Here is a 26098-nt window from a genome sequence, read left to right as displayed (position 1 = left end):
TATAAGACCGAAAGGGACCAAGGATGTTCCGATGGAAGAGGCTGACGGCAGTTGCTGCCGTCGTTGCGTTGGGGCTCACCGGCTGCTCTGCTGCCGGTGGTGACTCCTCAAGCGACACCGCATCACAGACACTCAATCTCGGCGTGATCGTTCCCGCGACCACGTTCTCGGCGGCCGACGCCAACTGGGCCAACGAGTCGCCGTACATGCAGGCCGTGTACGACACGGTGCTCAAGGCGGACCCGGACGGCACGGTTGAACCCAACCTTGCCACGAAGTGGTCGTACAACAGCGACAAGACTGAGCTGACGCTCACGCTGCGCACGGATGTGAAGTTCACCGATGGCACGAAACTCGACGCGGATGCGGTGGCGCAGAACCTCCTTCGGTTCCGCGACGGCGTTTCGCCGAACAAGTCGCTGCTCGCGAGCCTGAAAGATGCGACGGCGGTCGACGATAAGACCGTCAAGCTCACGCTCACCGACTCGGACCCCGCGCTGCTCACCTCGCTGACGCAGAACGCCGGCCTGATCGAGAGCCCAAAGGCCTTCTCGAACAAGGATCTCAAGACCAACCCGGTCGGCAGCGGCCCGTACACGCTCGACACGAAGAAGACGGTCGTCGGCACCTCGTACGTCTTTGAGAAGAACACGAAGTACTGGAATCCTTCTGCGGTGCACTACGGCACCATCGTCATGAAGGTGTACCAAGATCCGACCGCCATGCTCAACGCGATCAAGGGCGGTCAGGTCAACGCGGCCAACACGCCCAACAACAACAGCATCGATGAGATCAAGGCATCCGGCTTCACCATCGTGAACGGCGAGCTGAACTGGGAGGGGCTGCTCCTGTTCGATCGCGGCGGCACGATGAACCCCGCCCTCGGCAACGTCAAGGTGCGACAGGCGATCAACTACGCGTTCGACCGCCCTGCGCTGCTCAAGACAATCGGTCAGGGCTATGGAACCGTGACCGAGCAGATCTTCCCGCCCAGCTCAGTCGGCTTCGACAAGTCGCTCGACACGCACTACACCTACGACGTGAAGAAGGCGAAGGAACTCATGGCCGAAGCCGGCTATGCCGACGGCTTCACGCTGAACATGCCCTCGAGCGCGTTCTTTGGCACCGCACCCTTCTCGCTCCTGCAGCAGCAGCTGAAGGAGATCGGCATCACCGTGAAGTACACGGACCCCGGAAACAACTTCATCCCAGACGTTCTGGCACCGAAGTACCCCGCGATCCTGATGGTTCTTCAGCAGGACCCGACCGACTGGCAGCTGATCAACTTCCAAATCGCTCCGAAGGCGTCGTGGAACCCGTTCCACTATGAGGACCCGAAGGTCAACGAGTTCATCGACACCATTCACCATGGCTCGAAGGCCGACTCGGATGCCGCGGTGAAGGATCTCAACGCCTATCTCGTCGACCAGGCGTGGTTCGCACCGTGGTTCCGCCCCGCGTCGAACTTCACGGTCGACGGCAACACAGCCGCGGTCTTCCAGACCGGCAATGCGGTTCCATACCTCTGGAACATCAAGCCGAAATCCTGACCGACTGAGGACCGGGGCGCGCGCATCCGCCGTGCGCCCCGGTCCGCACCTTCTCCCTAAGGACCACCGTGATCAAATTCATCGTGCGGCGGCTGATCTCGGGTGCGGTACTGCTGTTCCTCATCTCCACGATCTCGTACGTGCTGCTCTACCTCGGCGGCGGGGATATCGCCCGACGCATTCTCGGCCAGACCGCGACCGCGCAGACCGTCGCCGACAAGGCGCATGTGCTCGGGCTCGACCGGCCCCTGTTCGTGCAGTACTCCGACTGGCTCAGCCACGCTCTGAGCGGCAACCTCGGCGAATCGTGGTTCACGGGCCAGCCCGTCACAATCGCGATCACCAGCCGGGTCGCGGTCACTCTCTCGCTCGTGCTCGGGGCGACGCTGCTGACCGCCGTCATCTCGATCGCTCTAGGCGTGTGGGCAGCCGTGCGGCGCGGGTGGGTCGACCGCGTCGTCCAGTTCATCTCCGTGCTCGGCTTCGCGGTCCCCGGCTTCCTCATCGCGCTTGGCCTGGTGATCGTCTTCGCGCTCAACCTGAGGTGGTTCAAACCCACCGGGTATGTCAACCTCACAGACTCGTTCCCCGGCTGGCTGGCGACGGTCACCCTGCCGGTGATCGCTCTGGCGGTCGGCGGAATCGCCGGCGTCGCCCAGCAGGTGCGTGGCTCTGTCATCGATGCGCTGCGACAGGATTACGTCCGCACGCTGCGCAGCCGCGGGCTCTCGCAGAACCGCGTGGTCTTCAAGCATGTGCTGCGCAACGCGGGAGGCCCGGCGCTCGCGGTGCTCTCTCTGCAGTTCGTGGGACTTCTCGGCGGCGCCGTCATCGTCGAGCAGATCTTCGCTATCCCCGGTCTCGGGCAGGTGGCCGTCACCGCGACATCGCAGGGTGACATTCCGCTCGTCATGGGCCTCGTGCTCGCGACGGCCATCATCGTTGTCATCGTCAACCTGGTCATTGACCTGCTCCAGGGCTGGCTGAATCCGAAAGTGCGCCTCTCATGATCGACTCCCAGGCAACGGAATCACTCGCCGAGGCGTCGCAACGCAGCGCCTCCCATGCCTCGCTCTCGAAGCGAATGCTCACGAATCCCACGGGGCTCGTGGCCATCGTGCTTCTTGCGCTCGTGGTGCTGAGCGCCGTGTTCGCACCGCTGCTGACAAGCCACGACCCGAACACCGCGTCGCTGCACGATGTGCTTGACCCGATCAGCGGCGCGCATCCGCTTGGTGCTGACAGCTCGGGGCGTGACGAGCTCGCCCGACTGCTGTTCGGTTCGCGCTTCAGCCTCGCCGGAGCCGCACTGGCGCTCGCGATCTCGGCCGTCATCGGCGTAACGGGCGGCCTTATCGCCGGCTACTACGGCAAGTGGTTCGACTCACTCTCGCAGTGGCTCACCGGTCTGCTTATGGCCCTGCCGGGCATCGTTGTGCTGCTGGCGGCAAGCTCGGTTCTCGGCCCGTCGATGTGGATGTCCATGGCGATCTTCGGCGTGATCATGTCACCGGCGTTCTTCCGTCTCGTCTACGCCTCGGTGACCGCAGTACGCAGCGAGTTGTACGTGGACGCAGCTCGCGTCTCAGGTCTCGGTGATTCTCGTATCATTGCTCGCCATATTCTGACGGTCGTGCGCGCGCCGGCCATCATTCAGGGCGCCATGGTCATGGGAATCGCGATCGCCATCCAAGCCGGCCTTGAGTTTCTGGGGTTGGGCGACATGACGATCCCCACGTGGGGATCCATGCTCAACGACGGGTTCGTGAGCATGTACAGGGCACCGCTTCTGCTGCTCTGGCCGAGCGCCATGATCGGCATCACGTGCGTCTGCCTGACGCTGTTCGCCAACGCCATGCGCGATGAGCTGGAGCGCAGCAGCACGAAGCCGTCGCGGCGACGTCGTCGTGCCGCGTCACGGGCGGCGGCGTTCGAGCATGAGCCGGTTGAGCGCCATGACGACGACGAGCGCTCCCGCGAGATCACGGGTGAGGAACTGCTTCGCGTCACCGACCTCGCCGTCGGCTACGACAAACCTGACGGCAGCGTCTCCACGGTCGTCTCCGACGTGTCGCTCACCGTGCAACGCGGCGAGGTGCATGGTCTCGTCGGCGAGTCCGGCTCGGGCAAGACCCAGACGGCATGGTCGATCCTGCGGCTGCTGCCAGACGGCGGGCGCGTGACGAACGGCTCCATCGTCTTCGAGGGAGAGGACCTCGCCGGCGTCTCCGAGAAGGCGATGCAGCGAATCCGCGGTAAGAAGATCGCGTACATTCCGCAGGAGCCGATGTCGAACCTCGACGCCTCGTTCACGATCGGCAGCCAGTTGGTGGAGCCGATGCGCGTTTCCCTGGGACTGTCGAAGAAGGAGGCAACCGAGCGCGCACTGGCGCTGCTGGCGAGAGTCGGCATTCCCGAGCCCAAGCGCACGTTCGCGGCGTACCCCCATGAGGTCTCCGGCGGCATGGCCCAGCGCGTGCTCATCGCTGGCGCGGTCTCATGCGACCCGGACCTGCTGATCGCCGACGAGCCGACCACCGCGCTCGACGTCACCGTGCAGGCCGAGGTGCTCGACCTGCTGCGCGGGCTGCAGGCCGAGATGAACATGGGCATGATTCTCGTTACGCACAACTTCGGCGTCGTCGCCGACATCTGCGACAGGGTCTCGGTCATGCGCAACGGCCGCATCGTGGAGACCGGCCCGGTGCGCGCAATCTTCCGGCAACCGCGGCATGAGTACACCAAGGCGTTGCTCGGCGCGATTCTCGACGAGGGTCCGGCGCGCGGGCCGCTGGCGAGCGGCGTCACGAGCCAGACGACGGATGCCGCCGCAGCGTCGCCTGCGGCCGGAAACGTCAGCGAGGGGGCACTGAAATGACCGAATCTTCTCTGACCGAGACCCTCCTCGACGTGCAGAATGTCACGGTCGAGTACCCGGTCAAGGGCTTCCGTGCCCAGCCGTTCCGCGCGCTGAAGGGCGTGAGCCTGGACATCCGACCGGGGGAGACCGTGGGACTCGTGGGCGAGTCCGGCTCAGGCAAGACGACGCTGGGCCGCGCGGTCCTCGGTCTTGCGCCGGTGACCGGTGGAAGCATTCTGTACAAGGGGCGTGATATCGCGCACGACTCCCGGCGCGCACGACGGCGCCTGTCGAGCGAGATCCAGGTCGTTTTCCAGGATCCGTACACGTCGCTGAACCCGTCGCTCACCATCGAGGACATCCTCGCCGAGCCGCTCACCGTGCGGCGCATGTCGCGCCGTGATGCGAACCGGCGCGTCCGTGATCTTCTCGATCAGGTGGGCATGCCCTCCTCCAGCGGCGACAGGCTGCCTCGCGAGTTCTCCGGCGGCCAGAGGCAGCGCATCGCCATCGCCCGCGCGCTCGCGCTCGATCCGCGGCTGATCGTGTGCGACGAGCCTGTCTCCGCACTCGACCTCTCGACGCAGGCGCACGTGCTCGAGCTGTTTCGCGACATTCAGGAGAACACGGGCGTCGCCTACCTCTTCGTCTCGCACGATCTCGCCGTCGTGCGCCACCTCTCCCATCGTGTTGCAGTCATGTACCACGGCGAGATCGTGGAGTGGGGCGACGGCGAGCAGGTCACGGCGCACCCCGAGCATCCATACACTCAGCGGTTGTTCCTTGCCGCGCCCGTGGCCGACCCCGACGCGCAGGAGCAGCGCCGCGCGGATCGCGAGCGGCTGCTCGCCGCGCAGCAGGAGCAACGCGTGCAGTCCGGGGCGGTGGCCTGAATGGCGGAATCGAACAGCCCCGGCATCCGCTTCGGGGCCGCCTACTACCACGAGTACCAGCCGACTCCGCGGCTCGATGAGGACCTCGACCTCATGAAGCAGGCCGGTTTCACCGCGATACGCGTCGGCGAGTCGGTGTGGTCGACCTGGGAGCCGGAGGATGGGGTCTTCGACCTCGACTGGCTCGAGCCCGTGCTCGATGGCGCCCACGCGCGCGGCATCGGCGTGATTCTCGGAACGCCCACGTACGCGATGCCGATGTGGCTCGCACGGAAGCATCCGGAGATCGCCGGTGAGACCGCCACGGGCAAGCCGATGACCTGGGGCGGCCGCCAGGAGATGGACTTCACCTCTCCCGCGTTCCGCTTCCACGCAGAACGTGTGATCAGGAAGATCGTCGGCCGCTATCGCGATCATCCCGCAATCATCGGTTATCAGGTGGACAACGAGCCCGGTCTGCAACTGCTCTACAACCGCGGCATCTTCGAGGGGTTCGTCGACCACCTGCGGCAGAGCTACGGCGACGTCGAGACGCTCAACCGCGAGTGGGGACTCGTCTACTGGTCGCACCGGCTCTCGACGTGGGCGGACCTGTGGGTGCCGGATCGCAACTTCCAGCCCCAGTACGACCTGGCGTGGCGGCGCTACCAAGCCGGCCTCGTGACCGAGTACATCGCGTGGCAGGCCGGCATCGTGCGGGAGCTGGCGCATCCGCAGCACTTCGTCACCACGTGCATCTCGTACGACCAGCCGGGCGTCGAAGACGTGGATCTCGGCGGTGCGCTCGACGTCGCAGCGGGAAACGCTTACTACGAGATGCAGGACTCCCTCACGCACCCGAGCGAGGATCCGCGCTCGGCCGGGTGGATCGTGAAGGGCACGTGGGCGCTGCACCTGCTCGCAGACCTCATGTACTCGTCGAAGCAGGCGCCGTTCCTCGTCACCGAGACCAACGCCGGATCCATCGGGCTTTCCTCGCTGAACTACTCGCCACACGACGGGCAGTGGCGCCAGGCGGCATGGGCACTCGTCGCTCGCGGCGCGAACATGATCGAGTACTGGCACTGGCACACCCTGCACTTCGGCGCGGAGACCTACTGGGGAGGCGTGCTGCCGCACAGCCAGCGGCCGGGGCGTGTCTACCGCGAACTGGCGCGGCTCGGAGCAGAGTTCGAGGCCGCGGGTACCGCGGTCGCCGAAGGCACCCCGGACAGCGACATCGTGATCCTGTACGACTCCGACAGCAAATTCGCGCTGTCGTCGCAGCCGCCGTTCTCGGCACCGGGCCAGTACTTGGATGCGGATTCGTACCGTCGCATCCTCTCGGCCTTCTACCGGGGAGCGTTCGATGCCGGGCTCCAGGTCAATGTGGTGCGGCCCCAGCAGTTGTTTGCGTCACGAGGAGCGATGACGGATGCTGCCGCATACGCGGCAGCCCACCCCGTCCTGCTGGTTCCCGCCTTCTTCACCGCCGCCGACGGTGACCTCGAGTGGCTTGAGGCCTACGCAGACGCGGGCGGGCACCTGGTGCTCGGGCCGCGCACCGGGTACGCCGACCGCGAGGGCCGCGCGCGCACCGAGGTGCAGCCAGCGCTCCTGAGCGACGCCGCCGGCGTCTGGTACGACGAGTTCGCCAACCTCAGCGAGCCGATCAGCGTCGCGTCCTCGGGCATCGAGTTGCGCGCCGGCGCGGCCGCCACCGACTGGGTGGACGGGCTGACGCTCTCGGGAGCCGAGGCGCTGGTGAGCTATGCGCATCCGCATTTCGGGCGCTGGGCCGCCGTGACGAGTGCCGGCCACGGCGCCGGGCGCGTGACCACGGTGGGCACGGTGCCCAACCAGGCACTCGCGCACTCGCTCGCCTCGTGGCTCGTTCCCGCCCCGCTGGCGGCGTGGCCGTCGCTGCCCGATTCCGTCACAGTTGCCACGCGAACCGACCAGGCCGGTGCGCGCGTGGCGATCGTGCACAACTGGTCGTGGCAGCCGCAGACCGTCACGGCGCCCGCCGACCTCACCGATCTGATCGGCGGCTCCGAGATCGCCGCCGAAGACCCGATCGCTCTCGGTCCGTGGGACGTTCGCGTGCTGCGTTTGAATTCGCCCAGCCGACCGAAAGAGGCCGCATGATTTCCGTTGACAATCGCATCTCGGAGCTGCTCTCGCAGATGACCATCGAGGAGAAGGCGGGGCTCTTCTTCCACTCCATGGCGTGGCTCGACGAGAGGGAACTGCCCGAGCGTGACGGTGACCCGTTGCTGCCGGGGCCCGTGCATGATCTCGTGGTGAAGCGCCACATCACGCATCTCAACGTGGCCGGTCCGGCGTCGGCGCAGGCCATCGCGCGCTTCGCGAGGGCGCTCGCGGCGCTCGCCGAGACGACCCGGCTTCGTATCCCGATCACGCTCTCGAGCGATCCGCGCAGTGCGGCCACGGAACGCGCGGGCGCCTCCCACTCGGCGAACGGGTTCTCGCAGTGGCCTGAGCCCATCGGCATCGCGGCGATGCGCGAGAAGGCGGCGGCCCGACGCTTCGGCGAGGCCGTGTCGGAGGAGTTCGCCGCCGCCGGCATCCGTCTACTGCTTGGCCCGCAGGTCGACGTTGCGACTGAGCCGCGCTGGTCGCGCATCAACGGAACCTGGGGCGGGGATGCCGCGCTGACGGTCGAGCTCGTGACCGAGTTCATCGAGGGGCTGCAGGTCGATGCGGATGCGCCGCGCGTGACCGCCATGGTCAAGCACTTTCCCGGGGGCGGCCCGCAGAAGGACGGCGAGGACCCGCACTTCCCGCACGGCAAGGACCAGGTCTACCCCGGCGGCCACTTCGACGAGCACCTGTCAGTGTTCCCCCCGCTGTTCGCGGCGGGCGCGCGCCAGACCATGGCGTATTACGGGCGCCCGGTCGGGCTCGCGCGAAACGGAGAGGCGATCGAGGAGGTCGGCTTCGCGTTCAACCGCCAGATTCTGACCGACCTGCTGCGCGACGAACTCGGGTTCGAGGGGCTGATCTCCACCGACTGGGGCGTGATCGAGGATGCGGAGATCATGGGTGACCTGCACGTCGCGCGCGCGTGGGGCGTCGAGCACCTCGACCGCGCCTCCCGTGTCGAGAAGGCGTTGAACGCGGGTGTCGACCAGTTCGGCGGGGACTCCTGCACCGAGCTGATCGTGCAGCTCGTGGCGGAGGGCCGCATCAGCGAGAGCCGTCTCGACGAGTCGGCCCGGCGCATCCTTGAAGAGAAGTTCAGGCTGGGACTCTTCGACGGCCCCGCCGAGAGCGAGGGCACGGGCGCGGCGTTCGCGCTCAGTGAGGCGCGCCGTCGCGAGAATGCCGAGGCGGGGCTCGACGCGCAGCGGCGCTCGCTGACCCTGCTGACCAACGCGGATCGCCCCGAGAGCACGACGCCTACGCTCCCCCTGCCCGCCAGGCTGCGCGTGTTCAGCGACAGCGTGGACAACGAGTTGCTCGCGAACTACGCCACGGTCGTCACGGATGCCAGCCAGGCCGATGTCGCGATCATGCGGGTGTCGACACCGTGGGAGCCGCGGCCGACGGTGTTCGAGAACTTCTTCCACTCGGGGCGGCTCGACTTCCCCGCCGATGAACTCGCGAGCATTGTCACCCGGCTGACGGCAACACCGACCGTGGTGGTCGTGGGCCTCGAGCGACCGGCGGTGATTCCCGAGATCGTCGAACATGCCGCGGCGGTTGTCGGGGAATACGGCTCCTGTGACGAGGCGGTGCTCGACGTGCTCTTCGGCCGTGCGCGACCCGAGGGCAGGCTTCCGTTCCAGCTGCCGCGCAGCATGGACGACGTCGTCGGAGGCGAGACGGACACGCCGCATCGCCTCGCCGACCCGCTCTTCGACTTCGGCCACGGCCTCGACTACCCGCACTAACGAGAGAACCGACGAGAGGGAATCACGTTCATGGCCGGATTCACGGGCGCGTCACGGCTTGGCGACGCAGTCGGCAACGCCCAGGCACGAGCCATCGTGCAGCGTGCCCTCCCCGGGGTGATCAACTCGCCCCTCTTCATACAGCTGCGTTCGCTGACCCTTGACGAGGCGGTGGCCCTGCCATTCGTGGCGGCGCTCGCGGATGACGAACTTGAGGCACTCTGGCGGCAGCTGGCAGACGTGGATGCCGGTGAGCCGGCGCCCGTCGTCGAGCCAGAGCCGATTCAACCGAACCTCGGGTACGAGCCTGACACGGTCGCCCGCGGAAGCGCTCGCGTCAGAGTGCCGCACACCGCCGAGCGGTGGGGAGTCGCGGAGATCGTGCTCGACGGCCCTCGGCACGGCAATCCGTTCGTGGACGTGGAATTGACAGGGACGTTCCGCTCCGGCGAGGCGACGATCGAGGTCGGCGGCTTCTACGACGGCGACGGTCGATACCTGCTGAGGTTCATGCCGCCGCATGCGGGCCCATGGCGGTTCGTGACGGCCTCAACGGCTCGCTCGCTCGACGGCATTTCCGGCCAGTTCGAGGCCGTCGATGCGGGCCCCGGAAATCACGGGCCGGTGCGCGTTGCCGATGTATTCCACTTCGCGTATGAAGACGGAGCGCGCTATCTGCCGATCGGCACCACCGCATACGCGTGGACGCACCAGCCACAGGAGTTGCAGGAGAAGACCCTGCGCACGCTCGACACCGCCGGCTTCACGAAGATGCGCATGTGCGTCTTCCCCAAGGCATACCTCTTCAACGCCAACGAGCCCGAGCTGTACCCCTTCGAAGGAGAACCACTCGGCGACTGGGACTTCACCCGCTTCAACCCGGCCTTCTTTCGCCAACTGGAGCGGCGCATCCAGGACCTGGCCGCGCGCGGGATCGAGACCGACCTCATCCTGTTCCATGCATACGACCGCTGGGGCTTCTCAGACATGGGCGCCGCCGCCGACGACCGGTACGTTCAGTACGTGGTGCGCCGGCTGTCGGCCTATCGGTCGGTGTGGTGGTCCCTGGCGAACGAGTACGACCTGCTGCGTTCGAAGACCACCGATGACTGGGAACGCTTCGCCGGCATCATCCAGCACAATGATCCCGTCGGTCACCTGACCTCGATCCACAACTGTTTCGGGTTCTACGACTACAGCCGGCCATGGATCACGCACTGCAGCGTGCAGCGCGTCGACGTGTACCGCACGGCCGAGAACACCGACGCCTGGCGCGAGCAATGGGGCAAGCCCGTCGTGATCGACGAGTGCGCCTACGAGGGCGACATCGACCAGGGCTGGGGCAACATCACCGGTGAGGAGATGACCCGCCGGTTCTGGGAGGGCGCCGTGCGCGGAGGCTACGTCGGCCATGGCGAGACCTACCTGAACGACCGCGAAGAACTGTGGTGGTCGAAGGGCGGGGAGCTGGTCGGGGAGTCGCCGGCGCGCATCCGTTTCCTGGCGCAGCTCACGGCGGAAGCCCCGAACGGCGTGCTCAACCCCCTGCGCGGCGACTGGGACGCGCCGTGGGGCGGCGCAGGCGATGAATACAGGATCGTGTACTTCGGCTTCAACAGGCCGAGCTACCGTGACGTCGTGGCGAAGCGTGGCATCCGCTACCGGGTCGACGTGATCGACACCTGGAACATGACCATCGAGACGCTGCCGGGAACCTTCGAGGGTTCGTTCCGGGTGCCGCTGCCGGCCCGCCAGTACATGGCGGTACGGCTCGTGGCCTGCTGAATCCTGCTCATCCGGCCTGGTGCTCGGCCTCGGCCTCCGCCAGTAGCACGCACGTGCACAGGCCGTCGAGGGCGGCGCGCAGATCGTCGAGCGGCGGGAACGTCGGCGCGATGCGGATGTTCGCGTCGGCCGGGTCGTCGTGGTACGGATACGTCGAGCCGGCAGGCGTCACCGCGATGCCGGCCTGCCTGGCCAGGTCGATGGCCCGCCGGGCGCATCCGCTCTGCACCATGAGGCTCACGAAGTACCCGCCCTTCGGCTTCGTCCACGTCTCGGGGCCGTCGGTGCCGAAGCGGGCGGTGAAGATCTCGTCGACCGCGTCGAAGCGGGGCCGGAGGATGCGGCGATGCTCGAGCATGTGGCGCTCGACGCCGGCGGAATCCACGAGCATCCGCACGTGGCGAAGCTGGTTGATCTTGTCTGGGCCGATGGTCTGCGCGCTCATCCGCTCGAGCAGCCAGGCGATGTTCTCGGGCGAGCCTCCGACGAACGCGACGCCGGCACCGGGGAACGTGATCTTCGAGGTGGAGGCGAAGACGAGCGGGCGGTTCGGGTTGCCCGCCTCTGCCGCAAGCGACAGCACGTCGATCGGCTCGGGCACGTCGTCGGTGAGGTGATGCACGGCGTACGCGTTGTCCCACATGAGCCGGAAGTCCGTGGCGGCGGGCATGGAGACGAGCTCGCGCACGACGCGCTCGCTGTAGATGGCGCCGGTCGGGTTCGAGTGCACGGGCACGCACCACATGCCCTTGATCGAGGAATCCGCGGCGACCATGGCGGCGGCGACCGCGGTGTCGGGCCCCTCGTCGGTCATGGGCACCGGGATCATGCGAATGCCGAGTGCCTCGCACACCGTGAAGTGCCGGTCGTAGCCGGGCACCGGGCACAGAAAGCTGATGGATGCGCCGCCGGCCCACGGGCCGTCGCCGTCGGGTACGCCATGCAGCATCGCGTGCGCGACGACGTCGTACATGATGTTGAGGCTCGCGTTGCCGAGCGCGAGCAGCTGCGGCACCGGCACGCGCAGCACGTCGGAGAACAGCTGCCGCAGCTCGACCAGCCCCTGCGTGCCGCCGTAGTTGCGCAGGTCTGTGCCGGATGCGTCGCGATAGTCGCCCGCGCCGGGCAGCTCGAGCAGGGCGTTCGAGAGATCCAGCTGCTCGGGCGAGGGCTTGCCGCGCGTGAGGTCGAGGGAGAGCCCGCGCGCCGTCAACGCCTCGTACTCGGCGCGGAGTGCACTCAGGTCAGCCATGGTTTTGATGCTACCCGGCAGAATAGCGGCGTGAGTGAATCGCAGCAGGCCCCCGTTCTCGCCGTCGACGCCGTCGACTTCATGCGCCAGGGCCGCGCGATTCTCGACGCCGTCTCGCTCACCGTGCACGCGGGCGAGCACTGGGCGCTCATCGGCGCGAACGGCGCGGGAAAGTCGACACTGCTGAGCATGTGCGGCGCCCTCGCCCACCCCACGCGCGGCACCGTCGAGGTGCTCGGCAGGCGCCTCGGCCGCGTCGACCTGCGCGAGCTGCGCGGCTTCATCGGCCACGTCGACCCGCGCCATCAGGCCCGGCCGACGCTCACGGTGCGCGAGGTCGTGCTCACGGGCGCGACCGGCACGAGCGACACCATGCTGCGCTGGCAGCCGAGCGCCGCCGAGGCCGCGCGCGCCGCCGAACTCGTCGACCTGCTCGGCATGAGAAGCAGAGCGGATGCCGCATGGCACACCCTCTCCCAGGGTGAACGCGGTCGCACTCTGATCGCCCGCGCGCTCATGCCCGACCCGCACCTGCTGCTGCTCGACGAGCCGAGCACGGGCCTCGACATCGCCGCCAGGGAGCACCTGCTCGACCGAATCGACGGGTTGCGGAGGCAGCATCCTGACCTCTCCAGCGTTCTCGTCACCCACCACCTCGAAGAGCTGCCCACGTCGACGACGCACGCCATGCTGCTGCGCGAGGGCCGCGTCGTCGCCCAGGGGCCCGCGGACGCGGTTCTCACGAGCACCCTCGTGAGCGAGACGCTCGACTACCCGGTCTCGATCAGCCGAACCGAAGGGCGCTGGGCGGTGCGCACCCGCCGCCCCGAGCGGTGACGCGGGCAGGACGCGGGCGGTAACGCGGGCGGTGACGTGAGCGGTGACCCGAGCGGTGACGCGGGCGGCGCACGGGCCGCAATGATACGGTGCGCACGTGTCCCGAATCGTGGCGGTCGCTCCGGCGTTGCCGCCGCACGTGTACCGCCAGGAGCAGATCACCGAGACGCTCGCAACCCTCATCACCGATGATCCCAGCCGCCAGGCCCTGATGAGACGGATGCACGCGGCCAGCCGCGTGGACACCCGCCACCTCGTCGCCCCGCTCGACTACTACCGGGACCTCGGATCGTTCGACCAGACCAACGACCTGTTCATCTCGGCGGGCACCGATCTCGCCGAACGGGCGCTGAGTGACGCGCTCGCCGCGGCGGCCCTCGACGCCGCCGAGGTCGACTTCTTCCTCTTCACCACCGTGACGGGCGTCTCGGCGCCCTCGATCGACGCCGAGCTCGTGCGCCGTGTCGGCATGCGCAGCGACGTGAAGCGGCTGCCGTCGTTCGGCCTCGGCTGCGTCGCCGGGGCCGCCGGGCTCGCACGGGTGCACGACTACCTCGAGGGCCACCCGGGCGAGGTGGGCGTGCTCGTCGCGCTCGAGCTCTGCTCGCTCACGGTGCAGCGCGACGACGATTCCATGGCCAACATCGTGGCGAGCGGACTCTTCGGCGACGGCGCGGCGGCGGCCGTGCTCGTGGGCGACGACCGTGCGGCGCGACTCGGCCTGGCCGGCCCCGACATCGTCGACACCCGCAGCCGGCTCTACCCCGACAGCGAGGGCGTGCTCGGCTGGGACATCGGCGGCACGGGCTTCCGCATCGTGCTCGGCGCGGGGGTTCCGGCCGTCATCGACCACAACTTCCGGGCAGACGCGCTCGGGCTGCTGAGCGAGCACGGGCTGACGGTGGCCGACGTCGGGCAGTGGATCGCGCATCCCGGTGGCCCCAAGGTTCTCGAGGCGTTCGCCCGCGCGCTCGAGGTGCCTGACTCGGCGCTCGCGTCGGGCTGGGCGGTGCTGAAGCGGGCGGGCAACCTCTCGTCTGCGGCGGTGCTGCACTCGCTCGCCGACGTGATGGCCGAGGTGAGCACGACACACCCGCAGACGGATGCCGCGCCCGCCGGCGCGGTCATCGGGTTGCTCTTCGCGCTCGGCCCCGGCGTGAGCGCCGAGCTCGTGCTGCTGAAGTGGCGCGCCGCGTGATCGCCTTCCTCGCCCTGATCCTCGCGACCGGCGCCGAGCGCATTGCCGAGCTTGTGGTCTCTGCCAGGAACGCCCGGTGGTCGTTTGCCCGTGGTGGTGTCGAGTACGGCCGCGGCCACTTTCCACCCATGGTCGCGCTGCACACTGCCCTGCTTGTCGCCGCCCTCGCGGAGGCGTGGTTCGCCCACCGCCCGTTCCTGCCGTGGCTCGGCTGGCCCATGCTCGCGCTCGTGCTGGCCTCGCAGGCGCTGCGCTGGTGGTGCATCGGGGTGCTCGGGCCGCGCTGGAACACCCGCGTGATCGTCGTGCCCGGGCTGCCGCTCGTGCGGCGGGGGCCGTACCGGTGGGGCTGGCTGCGGCATCCGAACTATGTGGCGGTCGTCGTCGAGGGGTTCGCGCTGCCGCTCGTGCACACAGCCTGGGTGACGGCTCTCGTGTTCACGGTGCTGAACGCGGTGCTGCTGGCGGCCGTGCGCATTCCGTGCGAGGCCCGGGCGCTGGCCTCGTTGCCCGCGCGGAGCGAGAGGTCCGAGGCGACGTGAGAGCGGATGCCGACGTCATCGTCGTCGGCGGCGGTCCCGTCGGTCTCGCCACCGCGATCCGGGCGAGGGCGCGCGGCCTCGACGTGATCGTGGTGGAGCCCCGCACGACGCCCATCGACAAGGCGTGTGGCGAAGGATTGCTGCCCGGGGCGCTCGCGGCGCTGACGGCTCTTGGCGTGCCCGGGCCCGGCGCGCCCGCCCTCGAGGGGCACGATATTGTCGGCATCGGCTACCTCGATGGCCGGACGCGCGTTGAGCATCGATTCGCGGCGGGGCTTGGCCGCGGCATCCGTCGGCCCGTGTTGCAGGCGGCGCTCGCCGAGCGGGCGGCAGGTCTCGGCGCCGACCTCGTTGAGGGCCGTCTCGAGGGCCTCGAGCAGGATGCCGGTGGGGTCACGATTCTGCTGGCCGACGGCGGCAGGCTACGCGCGGACTGGCTGGTGGCCTGCGACGGGTTGCACTCGCGCGTGCGGCGGTTGGCGGGGCTGGAGGGGCGAGGGCAGCCGGTCGGCGCGCGGCGTTTCGGCCTGCGCCGGCACTACGAGGTGACGCCGTGGAGCGACCTGGTCGAGGTGCACTGGGCGCCGCACGCCGAGGCGTACGTGACGCCGGTCGGGGCCGGGCTCGTGGGGGTCGCCCTGCTGGGCGGTCGTCTTGAGCGCGGCGGCCGTCTCGAGGGCGGTGGCGACTTCGAGGACAGGGTCGCCGCCTTCCCGCTGCTCGCCGACCAGCTGCAGGGCGCTCGCCCAGCTGGCGAGGTGCGCGGTGCCGGCCCGCTTCGGCAGCGTTCGCGTGCGCGCGTGGCGGGCCGCGTTCTGCTCGCGGGCGACGCCGCCGACTACGTCGACGCGCTCACCGGCGAGGGCCTGCGCATCGGCTTCGCGCAGGCGGATGCCGCCATCGCCGCCATCGCACGAGGCGAGCCGCGGTCGTACGAGGCCGCGTGGTCGGCCGGGACCCGGCAGATGCGCCGGCTGACGGCGGGGCTGGTGGCGGCGGCGCGCTCGCCCGCGCGCTCACGCATTGTTCCGGTGGCTGCGCGGCATCCGCGGCTCTTCGGTGCCATTGTGGAGCGGCTCGCGCGCTGAGCCCGACGCTGTTCGCCTCGATAGGGTGAACGAAACGAGCGACGGGCGGGGTGGTGGCGGCGATTCTGCGAGAACACGGCGCTCGGGTACGCCCAGCCGTCGAAGACGCAGCGGTCGCCCTCGTCGTGACCGTGCTGGCGCTCGTGCCGCTCGGCGTTCCGGCGCTCGAGCTCGGAGGGCTGAAGGGGCACGCGTCGGGATGGGCGGTGGTGGCGCTGTCGCTGGCCCAGACCGTTCCGCTGCTGCTGCGCCGGAGGGCGCCGGCGGTCGCGCTGGTGATCATCGGCGCCGGGTTCGCCGCCGCGCAGCTGCTCGGCGCGGACACCGGCCTTGCCGGGCTCGGGGTGCTCGTGGCGCTGTACTCGTGCGGGCGCCATCAGCGGCGCATGCGGTGGCAGAGCGTCGCCGTCGGAACCGTCGCGTACGCGCTGCTCGCGCTCGGGCTCGTCGCGGCCGGGTCGCCGGAGCGGCCTCTCGACTGGGTGACTTTCTGGGTGGTGCTCGCGGCGCCCTGGTGCGCGGGGGCCGCCGTGCGCACCCAGCGCGACCGGCAGGAGGAGCACGAGCGGCTGCTCGCCCGGCAGGCGGTGGCGGACGCTCGCACGGCGATCGTTCGTGACTTGCACGATGTCGTCACACACCACGTGACGGCGATGGTGGTGCAGGCCGAGTCCACCGTGTTCGCAACTGAGAACCTGGCCGCGGACGAGCGGTCTGCCGCGCTCGCCAGCATCGGCGTCTCGGGGCGGGCCGCGCTGCAGGACCTGCGTGCGTTGCTCGACGCGCTCGATCCCGCCCACCTCGGCGGCGAACCTCGGGAAGCGGCGAGCGTAGCCGGCCTCGTTGCCCGGCTTGCGGCGACTGGCTACCCGATCACCGTGGAGGGTGCCGCGCTCGCTGACGCCGATGCGGCGTCGGCGGCTGTTCTGCACGACGTCGCGCGCGAGGCCGTGACGAATGCGATGAAGCACGCGCCGGGGATGCCGGTGCGGCTCGTGTTGCGGGCCGTGGAGGGCGGCGCGGCGGTGGAGCTCAGCGTGCAGAACGCGGTGCCTGGCGACGCGCTCGGAAGTGCGGTCGGCGGGCGCGGGCTGTCGATCATGAGCGAGCGCGTCTCGGAGGCGGGCGGCACCTTCGACGCCGGGCCCACGGCGGACGGGACGTATCGGGCGACCGCGTGCCTGCCGATCCCCGTTGGCACGCGGGACGCGGAGGAGGCACCCGATGCGTGACGACGTCGCAGAGGAATCCGGACAAACGATCCGCGTCGCGGTGGTCGACGACCAGCCCTCGATCAGGGAGGCGTTCACCAGGGCCCTCGCGTCGCGCCCCGATATCGAGGTGGTGGCGACGGGCGCGAGCGGGAACGAGGCCGTCGCGATCGCGGCGGCCGAGCATCCGCATGTCATTGTTATGGACATTCGGATGCCGGGCCTTGACGGCATCGGAGCGACGCAGCAGATCGTGGCCGCCGGCCCGCACCCGCCGCGCGTTCTCGTCGTCACGACGTTCAACCTCGACGCCTACGTGTACGAAGCGCTGCGCGCTGGTGCCAGCGGATTTCTACTCAAGGATGCGCCCCCGCAGGATCTCGTCGCCGCGGTGCGAGTGGTCGCGCGAGGCGATGCGATGCTCGACCCCGCCGTCACTCGGGCGCTGATCGGCGCGCACGCCGAGCGCGTGCGGCCCCGCGCCGAGCCGGCCGAGGCACTCGAGAGGTTGACCCCGCGCGAGCTCGAGGTGCTGCGGCTGCTGGCACGTGGCATGTCGAATGCCGAGATCGCGGGTGTGCTCGTGGTCACCAGGGAGACCGTGAAGACCTACGTGTCTCGGCTGCTAGCGAAGCTCGGGTTGCGGGACCGGGTGCAGGCGGTCGTGCTCGCGTATCGAGCGGGGCTCGCGGACGAGTGACGGGCTTCGAGTGACGGTCGCGGCCCGCCCCTTCGTCATCCTTTGGGGGACCCGGCCGGGTACCGGCCGTTCATACGCTCGTGTCGAGGCCGGGAACCATCCGGGCCACGAGGAGGACACCCTGGTGAACACGCGAGAAGACATCGCTTCTGATCTGCCCGGCACGCCGCCGGCGCGCTCGGCTCGGCTGCGGAGGGTTCTGGCGCATCCGCTCGTATGGATGCTCATCGGCATCGTGGCCATCGTTGCGGTCGACGCTGTCTGCACGGGCGTCGGCTCGCTGTTCGGCTGGCTCGGCACGATTCTCGGCGCCCTGCTCGGCGGGGCTCTCGCGATCGTCCTCTACCGACTCGTGATGCGCCGGCTTGCCGGGCGGCCGACGCCGGAACTCACGCTCGAACCCCGCCCCGCCGCCCGCGGAGCCCTTCTCGGAGCGGCGATCGGCGCCGGATTCGTCGTGGTCTCGGTCGCCCTCGTGGCCCTGCTCGGCGGCTACACGGTGGCGTGGCATCCCGTCGATGCGGCGCGAACGGTCGCGCTTGTCGTGGCGGTGAACATCGGCGCCGCCGTGGTCGAAGAGCTGGTGTTCCGCGGGCTGGCATTGCAGGCGATCGAGCGCCTCGGCGGCGGGCGGCGGCTCGGCCAGGTGCTCGCCGTCGCGATCACGGCCGCGTTTTTCGGGGGAGCGCACCTGCTCAACCCGGGCGCCACCCTGTGGAGCGGATTCGCGATCGCCGTCGAGGCCGGTCTGCTCACCGGCGCCGCGTTCCTCTGGAAGCGCAACCTCTGGCTCGTCATCGGGCTGCACGCGGCGTGGAACATTCTCGAGGGCCTGCTCGGCATCGCGGTCTCGGGCCATCGCGACCCCGGCCTCTTCGTCACCACGGCGCACGGGCCGGCGATCCTCAGCGGCGGAACGTTCGGCCTCGAGGCGTCCATTGTTCCCGTGCTGGTCGGCATCGCGATCGCCGTGCCGATGCTCATCGCTGCGCGCCGCCGCGCCTGAAGGGCAGCGCAGTGCCCGCGGCTTCGGTTCTCGAAACTGCGGGCGCTACCCGAGCAGCAGCGTGCTGAGCTGGTCGACCGAGTGCACGATCGCGATGGCACCCGCGGCCTCGGCGGGCGAGCCGTAGCCCCACTCGACGAGGATGGTCGGGATGCCATGCTCGCCTGCGCCGAGCACGTCGTGCGCGCGGTCGCCGACCATGACGGCCTGCTCCAGATCGATGCCCTGCTCGGCCAGCCGGCGGATCGCCTCGGCCACCACGTCGGCCTTGGCGCTGCGCACCTCGTCGACGCTCGCGCCGGTAATGACGGTGAAGTATTCGGCGAGCCCGAAGTGCTCGAGAATCTCGCGGGCGCGCCACTCCGGCTTGCTCGTGGCGATCGCGAGCGGCACGCCGGCCGCCTGCAGGCGCACCAGCAGGCCCTTCATGCCGGGGAACACCGCGTTGTTGTTGAGGTCGCTGCCAGACTCGCTCGACACCGTGCGGTAGAGCTCGGCAGCCTCGAGAACCTGCTCGGGGTTCATGCCCGCGAACACCCGGAACGACTCGAGCAGTGGTGGGCCGACGTAGCCAAGCAGCTCATCGTCGCTTGGCACCGCGCGTCCGAGGCGGCGGAACGTCTCGGCGAGTGAGGCGGTGATGCCGGGCGCCGAGTCGGTGAGCGTGCCGTCGAGGTCGAAAAGGACGCACGTCCAGGTGCGGGTGAGCGCATCGGTCGGCGTCGGGGAGAGTGTGGGGGAAGTCATAACCAAGCCATCTTAGGGAACCTCGCCGTGAACCGTCTGTTCAGCGACATCGGGGAGTGGCCTCGGGAGTGGCCCCAGGAGAGGCCTCAGGGATCCGGCCCGAGAGTCCGGTGCCGGTTCGGGTCACGGCTCGACGAGCCCCGTGCGAATGGCGAACCGTGTGAGCTCGAGGCGGTCGCGCATCCCGAGCTTCTGCAGAATATTGGCCCGATGGCGGTCGACCGTCTTCACACTGATCGACAGCGTCTGGGCGATCTCCTTTGCCGAACCGCCTTCGGCGATGAGCTTCGTGATCTGTTCCTCACGCGGTGTCAGGATGCTGCTCGGCATGCCGTCGCCCTGCCGGTCGCGTTCCAGGTAGTCGCGGATCAGCGCCGTGACCGCCCCCGGGTAGAGGAACGACTCGCCCCGCATCGCCGCCCGGCACGCCTCGATGAGGTCGCGGTCGGCCACCGACTTCAGCACGTAGCCGCACGCGCCCGACCGCAGCGACTCGAAGAAGTACTGCTCGTTGTCATACATCGACAGCATCAGGATGCGCACGCCGGTGGACTCGCGCGAGATCTCGCGCGCCGCCTGAATGCCGGTCATGCGCGGCATGGCGATGTCGAGAATGGCGAGGTCGACACCCGCCGCGGCCGCCGTCACCGCCTCGGCGCCGTCCGAGGCCTCCGAGACCACCACCAGGTCGGGCTCCGCGTCGAGAATGAGTCGCAGGCCGCGGCGCACCAGGGCGTGGTCGTCTGCGAGCAGAATGCGCGTGCGCGTCTCGGTCATCAGGTGTCGCTCCGTCCCGCCTGCACCGGCACCAGCAGGCACACGTCGGTCCCGCCGGAGGCCGAGGGCGCGATGCGCAGGCGAGCACCGACGAGCGAGGCGCGCTCGCGCATCCCTCGAATGCCTGCCCCTTCACGGATGCTGCCGCCCACGCCGTCGTCGACAACATGCAGTCGCAGGCCGGTCGGCGTTCGCGCCAGCGTCAGCTCGACGGTCGCGGCGTGCGCGTGGCGCGCCACGTTCGTGAGGCATTCCTGCGCCACGCGATACAGCACGAGCTCGACGTCGCTCGTGAGCTCGGGCAGGTCCGCGTCGATGTCGCGGGTGACCGCAACCCCGCTCGACTGGGAGAACTCGGTGCTCAGCGAGGCGAGAGCGCTCTGCAGCCCGAGGTCGGTGAGCACGCCGGGGCGAAGCCGGTGGGCCACCTGGCGCACGTCGTCGATGCTCGTTCGCACCGCGTCCTGCGCGATCAGTGCGTCTTCGCGCAGGTCATCGGGAGCGCGGTCGACCACCCGCTTCAGGCCGAGCAGCGCCACCGTGAGGCTCTGGCCGATCTCGTCGTGCAGCTCGCGGGCGATGCGCTGCCGTTCCGCCTCCTGGGCTGCAAGGGCCCGAGCACTGTTGGTCGTCTGTTCGCTCTCGAGACGATCGAGCATGCCGTTGAAGGCCTGAATGAGCTCGGCCACGCTGTGGTTGCCGTCTGTGGCCACGCGGTCACCGGTCCACAGAACGTCGATGCGCCGCATGACCGAGGCGAGGGCGTCGAGCCGCGAGAGGCTGGCCCGCACAAGCATGGCGTTCGCGGTCAGGATGAGCGCGAGGCCCACGACGAGAATCGGGATCTCCGTCAGCAGTGGCGGCGACGAGATGGTGGCCGGTGAGACGGCGAGCACGAGCGTGCCCACGACGAACAGCAAGCCGTTGATCAGGAAGAGGCGCCAGAAGAGCGAGTTCACGGGGCTGCCTCGACGAACCCATTCCATGCCCATGACACCAGCATCACGGGCCGGCGGGGCAAAGTCCATCGGGGTCACCACCCACACCGGTGAGGAGTGAGTGGGTGACGCCGCGCTGAGGATGGGTGCTGCAGCCGATGGTGCCATAGCTGCCTTCCGCGCGAAGCTGGAATCACGAGCCAGAACAGAGGAACGCCACATGAACGTGACGCGAACGACCGCCCCAGGAGCGGGAACGATCTTCCACTGCATCAGCCGCGAGGGGCAGCACTTCAGGGTGCTCGTGGAGTACTCGGGCCGCCGCCGGCTGTTCGTCTACGAGCCGGACGCCCCCGAAGGTGCGCCGCCGGGTGAGAGGGGCGGCTCGAACAAGCCCGCCGTGACCATCACCCTCGAGAGCGACGAGGCCGACCAGCTCGCCAACCTCCTGCACACCGCTCCGCTGCCCGACCGCATGGCCGAGCTGGAGCGCCGCCTCGCCGAGATCGCCGAGGGCACCTAGATCGTGAACGGCGTCATCGCCCTCGCCATCTTCCTCGTCGCATTCTTCTTCATCGCCACCGAGAAGGCCGACAAGGTCAAGGTCGTGCTCATCGCCGCGGCCGGCATGGCCGTACTCGGCCTGATCCCCGGCTCCGGGGTCTTCTATTCGCAGCACACCGGCATCGACTGGGACGTCATCTTCCTGCTGTTCGGAATGATGGTCATCGTCGGTGTCATCAAGCAGACGGGCGCCTTCGACTACCTCGGCATCTGGGCGGCGAAGATCTCGCGCGGCAAGCCGTACCGGCTCATGGTGATGCTCATGATCATCACGGCCCTGGCCTCGCCGTTTCTCGACAACGTCACCGGCATCATGCTGGTGGCGCCCATCACCATCGTGGTGTGCAGCAAGCTGCGCATCCCGCCACAGCCCTATCTGATCGCCGAGGTTCTCGCGGCCAACATCGGTGGCGCCGCGACCCTCGTGGGCGACCCGCCGAACATCATCATCGGCAGCCGCGCCGGCCTCACGTTCAACGACTTCATCATCCACATGACGCCGATCGTCGCGATCACCTTCGTCGTGTTCGTACTGCTCACCCGCGTGCTGTTTCGTAAGTCGTTCCAATACCACCCGCAACACGTCGCCGAGGTCATGAAGCTGAACGAGCGCGAGGCCATCACCAACCCGCGCCTGCTCGTGCGCTGCATGATCGTTCTCGGCGGCGTGATCGTCGGCTTCGGCCTGCACTCGGTGCTGAACGTCGAACCGGCGGTCGTCGCTCTCGTGGGCGCTGGCCTCATGCTGCTGGTCGCCCGCACCGAGGTGAGCGTCACCATGCGCGAGGTCGAGTGGACCACCCTCGTCTTCTTCATGGGCCTCTTCGTGGTCGTCGGCGGGCTCGTCCACACGGGCGTCATCGCCACCCTCGGCGACTGGACCATCACCGCATTCGGCGACAACGTGTTCGGCGCGGCGACCGCTCTGCTGTTCGGCTCGGGGGTGCTCGGCGCCTTCTTCGACAACATCCCGTACGTCGCCACCATGGCGCCCATCGTCGAGGGTCTCGTGGAACAGGTGCCGAACGCTCAGCAGGGCGAGGCACTCTGGTGGTCGTTCGCCCTCGGCGCGGACTTCGGCGGCAACGGCACCGCCGTGGCAGCGAGCGCGAACGTGGTCGCCATCGGCATCGCGGGCAAGTCCGGGCATCCGATCAGCTTCTGGCAGTTCACCAAGTACGGAATCGTCGTCACCATACTGAGCATGGCCATCGCGTGGGTCTACGTCTGGCTGCGCTACTTCACCTGAAAAGCGGATGCGCGGCCCGCCTACAGCGCGGCCTCCACGTGGGCGCGCGCGACGACCAGGGCGTCCGGCCCGGGGTTGAACTGCACCGCGACGAAGTCGTCGTCGGTGCGGATCAGCTCGAGCGCCTGCCGTGAGGGGACGATGGTGGCTTGCACCTGCATGCCCTCCTCGGCGGTCTCGGCGACGGCCCGCTGCAGCTCCTTCATCGAGGTGAAGAGGGGCAGCACCTGCTTGCCGTCGGTCGAGGCGACGGTGCGAACGTGGGTGCCGGTCTCGGCGCTGGAGCCCGTGATGTCGAGTACGAGGCCGCCCTTCGTGGCGGCATCCAGCAGGGCGCTCAGCGTCTGCTCGCTCGGAGCGGCGGCCAGGGCGGCGAGAGCGCGCTCGACGCCGGTGTTCACGTAGCTTGCGGGGAATCGCGGGGTTGCCTTCACGGTGTCTCCTGTGCCTGGCTTCGGTGCCTGTCGCCTGTCGCTTGTGCCGGTCGCTTGTGCCGGTCTTCCTGGCGCGGCTCAGAACAGGCGGGCGAGGCCGTCGTCGAGGCCACGCATGGCGTCGTAGTCGAGCACCAGGCAGCGGATGCCGCGATCCTCGGCCAGGGTACGCGCCTGCGGCTTGATCTCCTGCGCGGCGAACACGCCCGTCACGGGTGCGAGGTGCGGGTCGCGGTTCATCAGCTCGAGGTAGCGGGTGAGCTGCTCGACGCCATCGATGTCGCCGCGGCGCTTGAGCTCGACCGCGATGGAGCCGCCGTTCGCGTCGCGGGCGAGAATGTCGACGGGGCCGATCGCGGTCATGTACTCACGACGCACGAGCGTGTGGCCGTCGCCGAGCAGCTCGATCTGCTCGGCGAGGAGCTTCTGCAGATGCGCTTCGACGCCGTCCTTCACGAGGCCGGGGTCGATGCCGAGCTCGTGGCTCGAGTCGTGCAGCACCTCATAAATCGAGACGATCAGCTTGTCGTCGGTCTTCTTCTGGGTGACGGTCCAGACTTCGGTGACCCCCGCATCCGCCTGGGCTTCATCGGGTTCATTCACGCTGAGGGTGCAGGGCGGGCTCATCCAGTTGAGTGGTTTGTACGAGCCGCCGTCTGAGTGCACGAGCAGGCTGCCGTCGGCCTTCACCATGAGCAGCCGCGGGGCGAGCGGCAGGTGCGCGCTGAGCCGACCGGCGTAGTCGACGGAACACTGGGCAATGACGAGACGCACCCAACAAGGGTACCTGCGCGCTGCGCAGCCATGAGCGCTCGCCCTGCCCGCTCGCGGTGCCCTGCCCTGCACTGCACCGCCCGCTGCCCGTTCGTGCCGCCCTTTGCCCGTCGCCCGCTCACCTCGAGCTCGATCGCCGCGACTCGGGTCGAATTGTGGGTGTTCATCCGCCGGACTCGCTATTTCCCCCGACCTGTCGCCTCGCGGTGCGTCCACAATATTGCGCCTCGGGCCTCTTTGCGGGTGCCTTTGCATGGCACTGACAGTTCTCCCCGAGCGACGTGAGCGGCTCGTTCAGGGCGACCACGTCACGGGCGCGGCTCGTTCAGGGCGACCACGTCACGGGCGCGGCTCGTTCACGGCGACCATGTGACGGGCTTGGCTCGGTCAGGGTCAGGCACAAGTGATGGGCCAGCTCGTTCGGGTTAGGCACAAGTGATGGGCCAGCTCGGTCAGGGTTAGGTACGAGTGATGGGCCAGCTCGGTCAGGCCGCAGTACGCGCGACGTACTCGGTTCGGTTAGCGATCCGATGACGAATGCGTAGCTCGAGCGTTGCGCGCGAAGCGGCCGTTGCCAAATCGTCCTCGGTCACGCGCATTCGGTCCCAGTCAACGTCAGCAAAATGTTCATGTCGAGTGATGTCGCTGCGGAACTTGCGGCGATCGGTTCTGTGCCAATCTCCTTCGTATTCGAAGCCGAGGCGAAGATGCGGGTATGCAAGATCGAGAAGGCGCTCAACGCCATCACGGCAGACCACCGGATGGTTCAATGCTGGTTCCGGTAGTCCGCACCCTACGAACAGGAGTCGAAGCTGCGTTTCCTTGCGCGAGTATGCGCCGATGCGAACAAGTGGCAACGCCTGCCGCAGCCGTCGAGCTCCGGGCCTTCGGGTTGCCGCGAGAGACGTTCTACTGAGGTCCTCCAAGGTGGCAAGCGCCGGGGCTCCCTTGAGTGGATCCGGCCCTGTCACGATAAAGTCACCGACCGCAACAAGATCGTCGACAGGGAGTTGTGTAGCGAGCTGGCACCAGGTGGAGACGGGATCGCTTACTCGTTTTCCCGACAGCCGAATGACGCGAGCGGTCGAGAGCCGGTGCCCGCGAACGTGGCGTGATTGCGGCGGGTGTGCCGGCGCGACGACGGCAACATGCAGCATCCGATCGCCTTCAAAAGCACGTGGAAGTGGCATGCCAAGAAGCCGAGCCGCGGTCGAATGGCTGAAGAACTCGTCAGGCGCCATTCGCGCCTGGTAGCCGGCGACGGAGTCCAGCAGTGGGTCGACGCCTTCTGCGGCAGTCGGCCCGACATGACTTGTGAGCGAATGAACACCATGGAAAGGATGCGCCAGATCGTGCGCCCGGAGCCGCGAGGGCGGCACCCCCAGCTCGCGAGCTTCAGCCGTCGTGAACGACCGCGCGAGTAACGGTACCGGCAGCGTGTGCTTCTGAGACATGACGAAATACTGGACGCCTTCTTGCCCTTGCCATCGCCGTTTGGGCAAATCCGTGGAGTAGAGAACAGTTGCGCATCCTGTGGAGGGGCCGCCCGCGTTATACGCATCGGGCCGAATCGCGGGTGTCACGCCAGCTCACCCACGAAGCGGCCCGACCCGCGGAGTGCGCGTGGGTGCACGCACTCGCCTCGCGCACGATGCTGGGCGAGTTGTGGGTACCACGGGCGAACACTCGCAATATGACCCGACCCTCGGTGATGCGCCCCGACGCTCGGTGATGCGCCCCGACGCTCGGTGATGCGCCCCGATCCTCGGTGATGCGACCCGACCCTCGGGCGATGCG

23 protein-coding genes are annotated in these 26098 nt (G+C 68.5%); 16 read left to right on the top strand and 7 right to left on the bottom strand.

The window, feature by feature from the left end; translation table 11 throughout:
* Nucleotides 1-23: 23 nt before the first annotated feature.
* The 7 genes from OSC27_RS10470 (at nt 24) to OSC27_RS10440 (ending at nt 10984) form a co-directional block, all read left to right on the top strand.
* Entirely contained in the window at nt 24-1550 is a 1527-nt protein-coding gene (locus OSC27_RS10470) for an ABC transporter substrate-binding protein (RefSeq protein WP_267181405.1), read from the top strand.
* Between the two features lie 68 nt (nt 1551-1618).
* Nucleotides 1619-2560, top strand: a complete 942-nt coding sequence (locus tag OSC27_RS10465) for an ABC transporter permease (RefSeq protein WP_267181404.1) — start codon at nt 1619-1621, stop codon at nt 2558-2560.
* Entirely contained in the window at nt 2557-4428 is a 1872-nt protein-coding gene (locus tag OSC27_RS10460) for a dipeptide/oligopeptide/nickel ABC transporter permease/ATP-binding protein (RefSeq protein WP_267181403.1), read from the top strand. Before OSC27_RS10465 ends, OSC27_RS10460 begins: the two co-directional genes overlap by 4 nt.
* A complete protein-coding gene (locus tag OSC27_RS10455) occupies nt 4425-5303 on the top strand; it encodes an ATP-binding cassette domain-containing protein (RefSeq protein WP_267181402.1) in 879 nt (292 codons plus the stop codon). Before OSC27_RS10460 ends, OSC27_RS10455 begins: the two co-directional genes overlap by 4 nt.
* Nucleotides 5304-7430: a beta-galactosidase gene (locus tag OSC27_RS10450; protein WP_267181401.1), complete on the top strand. Its 2127-nt coding sequence runs from the start codon at nt 5304-5306 to the stop codon at nt 7428-7430.
* A complete protein-coding gene (locus OSC27_RS10445) occupies nt 7427-9199 on the top strand; it encodes a glycoside hydrolase family 3 protein (RefSeq protein ID WP_267181400.1) in 1773 nt (590 codons plus the stop codon). The genes OSC27_RS10450 and OSC27_RS10445 overlap by 4 nt, the downstream gene beginning before the upstream one ends.
* Before the next feature lie 30 nt (nt 9200-9229).
* Nucleotides 9230-10984, top strand: a complete 1755-nt coding sequence (locus OSC27_RS10440) for a DUF5605 domain-containing protein (RefSeq protein WP_267181399.1) — start codon at nt 9230-9232, stop codon at nt 10982-10984.
* 7 nt (nt 10985-10991) lie between these two features.
* Here OSC27_RS10440 and OSC27_RS10435 read toward each other — a convergent pair whose 3' ends face one another.
* Nucleotides 10992-12236 carry an aminotransferase class I/II-fold pyridoxal phosphate-dependent enzyme gene (locus OSC27_RS10435; RefSeq protein WP_267181398.1) on the bottom strand — a complete coding sequence of 415 codons (1245 nt, stop codon included), beginning with the start codon at nt 12234-12236 and terminating at the stop codon, nt 10992-10994.
* Nucleotides 12237-12266: 30 nt separating this feature from the next.
* Between OSC27_RS10435 and OSC27_RS10430 the strand changes: the two genes are divergently transcribed.
* The 7 genes from OSC27_RS10430 (at nt 12267) to OSC27_RS10400 (ending at nt 18818) form a co-directional block, all read left to right on the top strand.
* Entirely contained in the window at nt 12267-13073 is an 807-nt protein-coding gene (locus OSC27_RS10430) for an ABC transporter ATP-binding protein (protein ID WP_267181397.1), read from the top strand.
* A 97-nt stretch (nt 13074-13170) separates the two neighbouring features.
* Entirely contained in the window at nt 13171-14271 is a 1101-nt protein-coding gene (locus OSC27_RS10425) for a type III polyketide synthase (RefSeq protein ID WP_267181396.1), read from the top strand.
* Nucleotides 14268-14813 (top strand): isoprenylcysteine carboxyl methyltransferase family protein, encoded by a 546-nt coding sequence (locus OSC27_RS10420; RefSeq protein WP_267181395.1) that lies wholly within the window; start codon nt 14268-14270, stop codon nt 14811-14813. The genes OSC27_RS10425 and OSC27_RS10420 overlap by 4 nt, the downstream gene beginning before the upstream one ends.
* Nucleotides 14810-15901 (top strand): NAD(P)/FAD-dependent oxidoreductase, encoded by a 1092-nt coding sequence (locus tag OSC27_RS10415; RefSeq protein WP_267181394.1) that lies wholly within the window; start codon nt 14810-14812, stop codon nt 15899-15901. The genes OSC27_RS10420 and OSC27_RS10415 overlap by 4 nt, the downstream gene beginning before the upstream one ends.
* A 50-nt stretch (nt 15902-15951) precedes the next feature.
* Nucleotides 15952-17133 (top strand): sensor histidine kinase, encoded by a 1182-nt coding sequence (locus OSC27_RS10410; RefSeq protein ID WP_267181393.1) that lies wholly within the window; start codon nt 15952-15954, stop codon nt 17131-17133.
* Entirely contained in the window at nt 17126-17812 is a 687-nt protein-coding gene (locus OSC27_RS10405; protein ID WP_267181392.1) for a response regulator, read from the top strand. The genes OSC27_RS10410 and OSC27_RS10405 overlap by 8 nt, the downstream gene beginning before the upstream one ends.
* Nucleotides 17813-17936: 124 nt before the next feature.
* The gene (locus OSC27_RS10400; RefSeq protein WP_267181391.1) at nt 17937-18818 is read left to right on the top strand and encodes a CPBP family intramembrane glutamic endopeptidase; all 882 of its coding nucleotides are present in this window, start codon (nt 17937-17939) and stop codon (nt 18816-18818) included.
* Nucleotides 18819-18863: 45 nt separating this feature from the next.
* Here the strand turns inward: OSC27_RS10400 and OSC27_RS10395 are convergent, their stop codons facing one another.
* The 3 genes from OSC27_RS10395 to OSC27_RS10385 all read right to left on the bottom strand — a co-directional run bounded on the left by OSC27_RS10395 (nt 18864) and on the right by OSC27_RS10385 (nt 21334).
* Complete coding sequence (locus OSC27_RS10395) at nt 18864-19565, bottom strand: HAD hydrolase-like protein (RefSeq protein WP_267181390.1); 702 nt, start codon at nt 19563-19565, stop codon at nt 18864-18866.
* Between the two features lie 123 nt (nt 19566-19688).
* Nucleotides 19689-20342 (bottom strand): response regulator, encoded by a 654-nt coding sequence (locus OSC27_RS10390; protein ID WP_267181389.1) that lies wholly within the window; start codon nt 20340-20342, stop codon nt 19689-19691.
* Nucleotides 20342-21334 carry a sensor histidine kinase gene (locus tag OSC27_RS10385; protein WP_267181388.1) on the bottom strand — a complete coding sequence of 331 codons (993 nt, stop codon included), beginning with the start codon at nt 21332-21334 and terminating at the stop codon, nt 20342-20344. Before OSC27_RS10385 ends, OSC27_RS10390 begins: the two co-directional genes overlap by 1 nt.
* A 166-nt stretch (nt 21335-21500) precedes the next feature.
* Between OSC27_RS10385 and OSC27_RS10380 the strand changes: the two genes are divergently transcribed.
* Together OSC27_RS10380 and OSC27_RS10375 are read left to right on the top strand one after the other, a co-directional pair.
* Nucleotides 21501-21803, top strand: coding sequence for a hypothetical protein (locus OSC27_RS10380; protein ID WP_267181387.1), 303 nt, complete (start codon nt 21501-21503; stop codon nt 21801-21803).
* 3 nt (nt 21804-21806) lie between these two features.
* Nucleotides 21807-23093: an ArsB/NhaD family transporter gene (locus OSC27_RS10375; protein WP_267181386.1), complete on the top strand. Its 1287-nt coding sequence runs from the start codon at nt 21807-21809 to the stop codon at nt 23091-23093.
* Nucleotides 23094-23113: 20 nt separating this feature from the next.
* Here OSC27_RS10375 and OSC27_RS10370 read toward each other — a convergent pair whose 3' ends face one another.
* The 3 genes from OSC27_RS10370 to OSC27_RS10360 form a co-directional block, all read right to left on the bottom strand.
* The gene (locus OSC27_RS10370; RefSeq protein WP_267181385.1) at nt 23114-23527 is read right to left on the bottom strand and encodes an SseB family protein; all 414 of its coding nucleotides are present in this window, start codon (nt 23525-23527) and stop codon (nt 23114-23116) included.
* Between the two features lie 78 nt (nt 23528-23605).
* Nucleotides 23606-24301 carry an endonuclease NucS gene (gene nucS, locus OSC27_RS10365; RefSeq protein WP_267181384.1) on the bottom strand — a complete coding sequence of 232 codons (696 nt, stop codon included), beginning with the start codon at nt 24299-24301 and terminating at the stop codon, nt 23606-23608.
* A gap of 485 nt (nt 24302-24786) precedes the next feature.
* On the bottom strand, nt 24787-25755 hold the full coding sequence (locus tag OSC27_RS10360) for a hypothetical protein (protein ID WP_267181383.1): 969 nt from the start codon (nt 25753-25755) through the stop codon (nt 24787-24789).
* Between the last annotated feature and the right edge of the window lie 343 nt (nt 25756-26098).

It is taken from the genome of Microbacterium sp. STN6 (genome assembly GCF_026410545.1).
Taxonomy (GTDB): Bacteria; Actinomycetota; Actinomycetes; order Actinomycetales; family Microbacteriaceae; genus Root112D2.
This window is presented reverse-complemented; position numbering and strand designations above follow the sequence as displayed.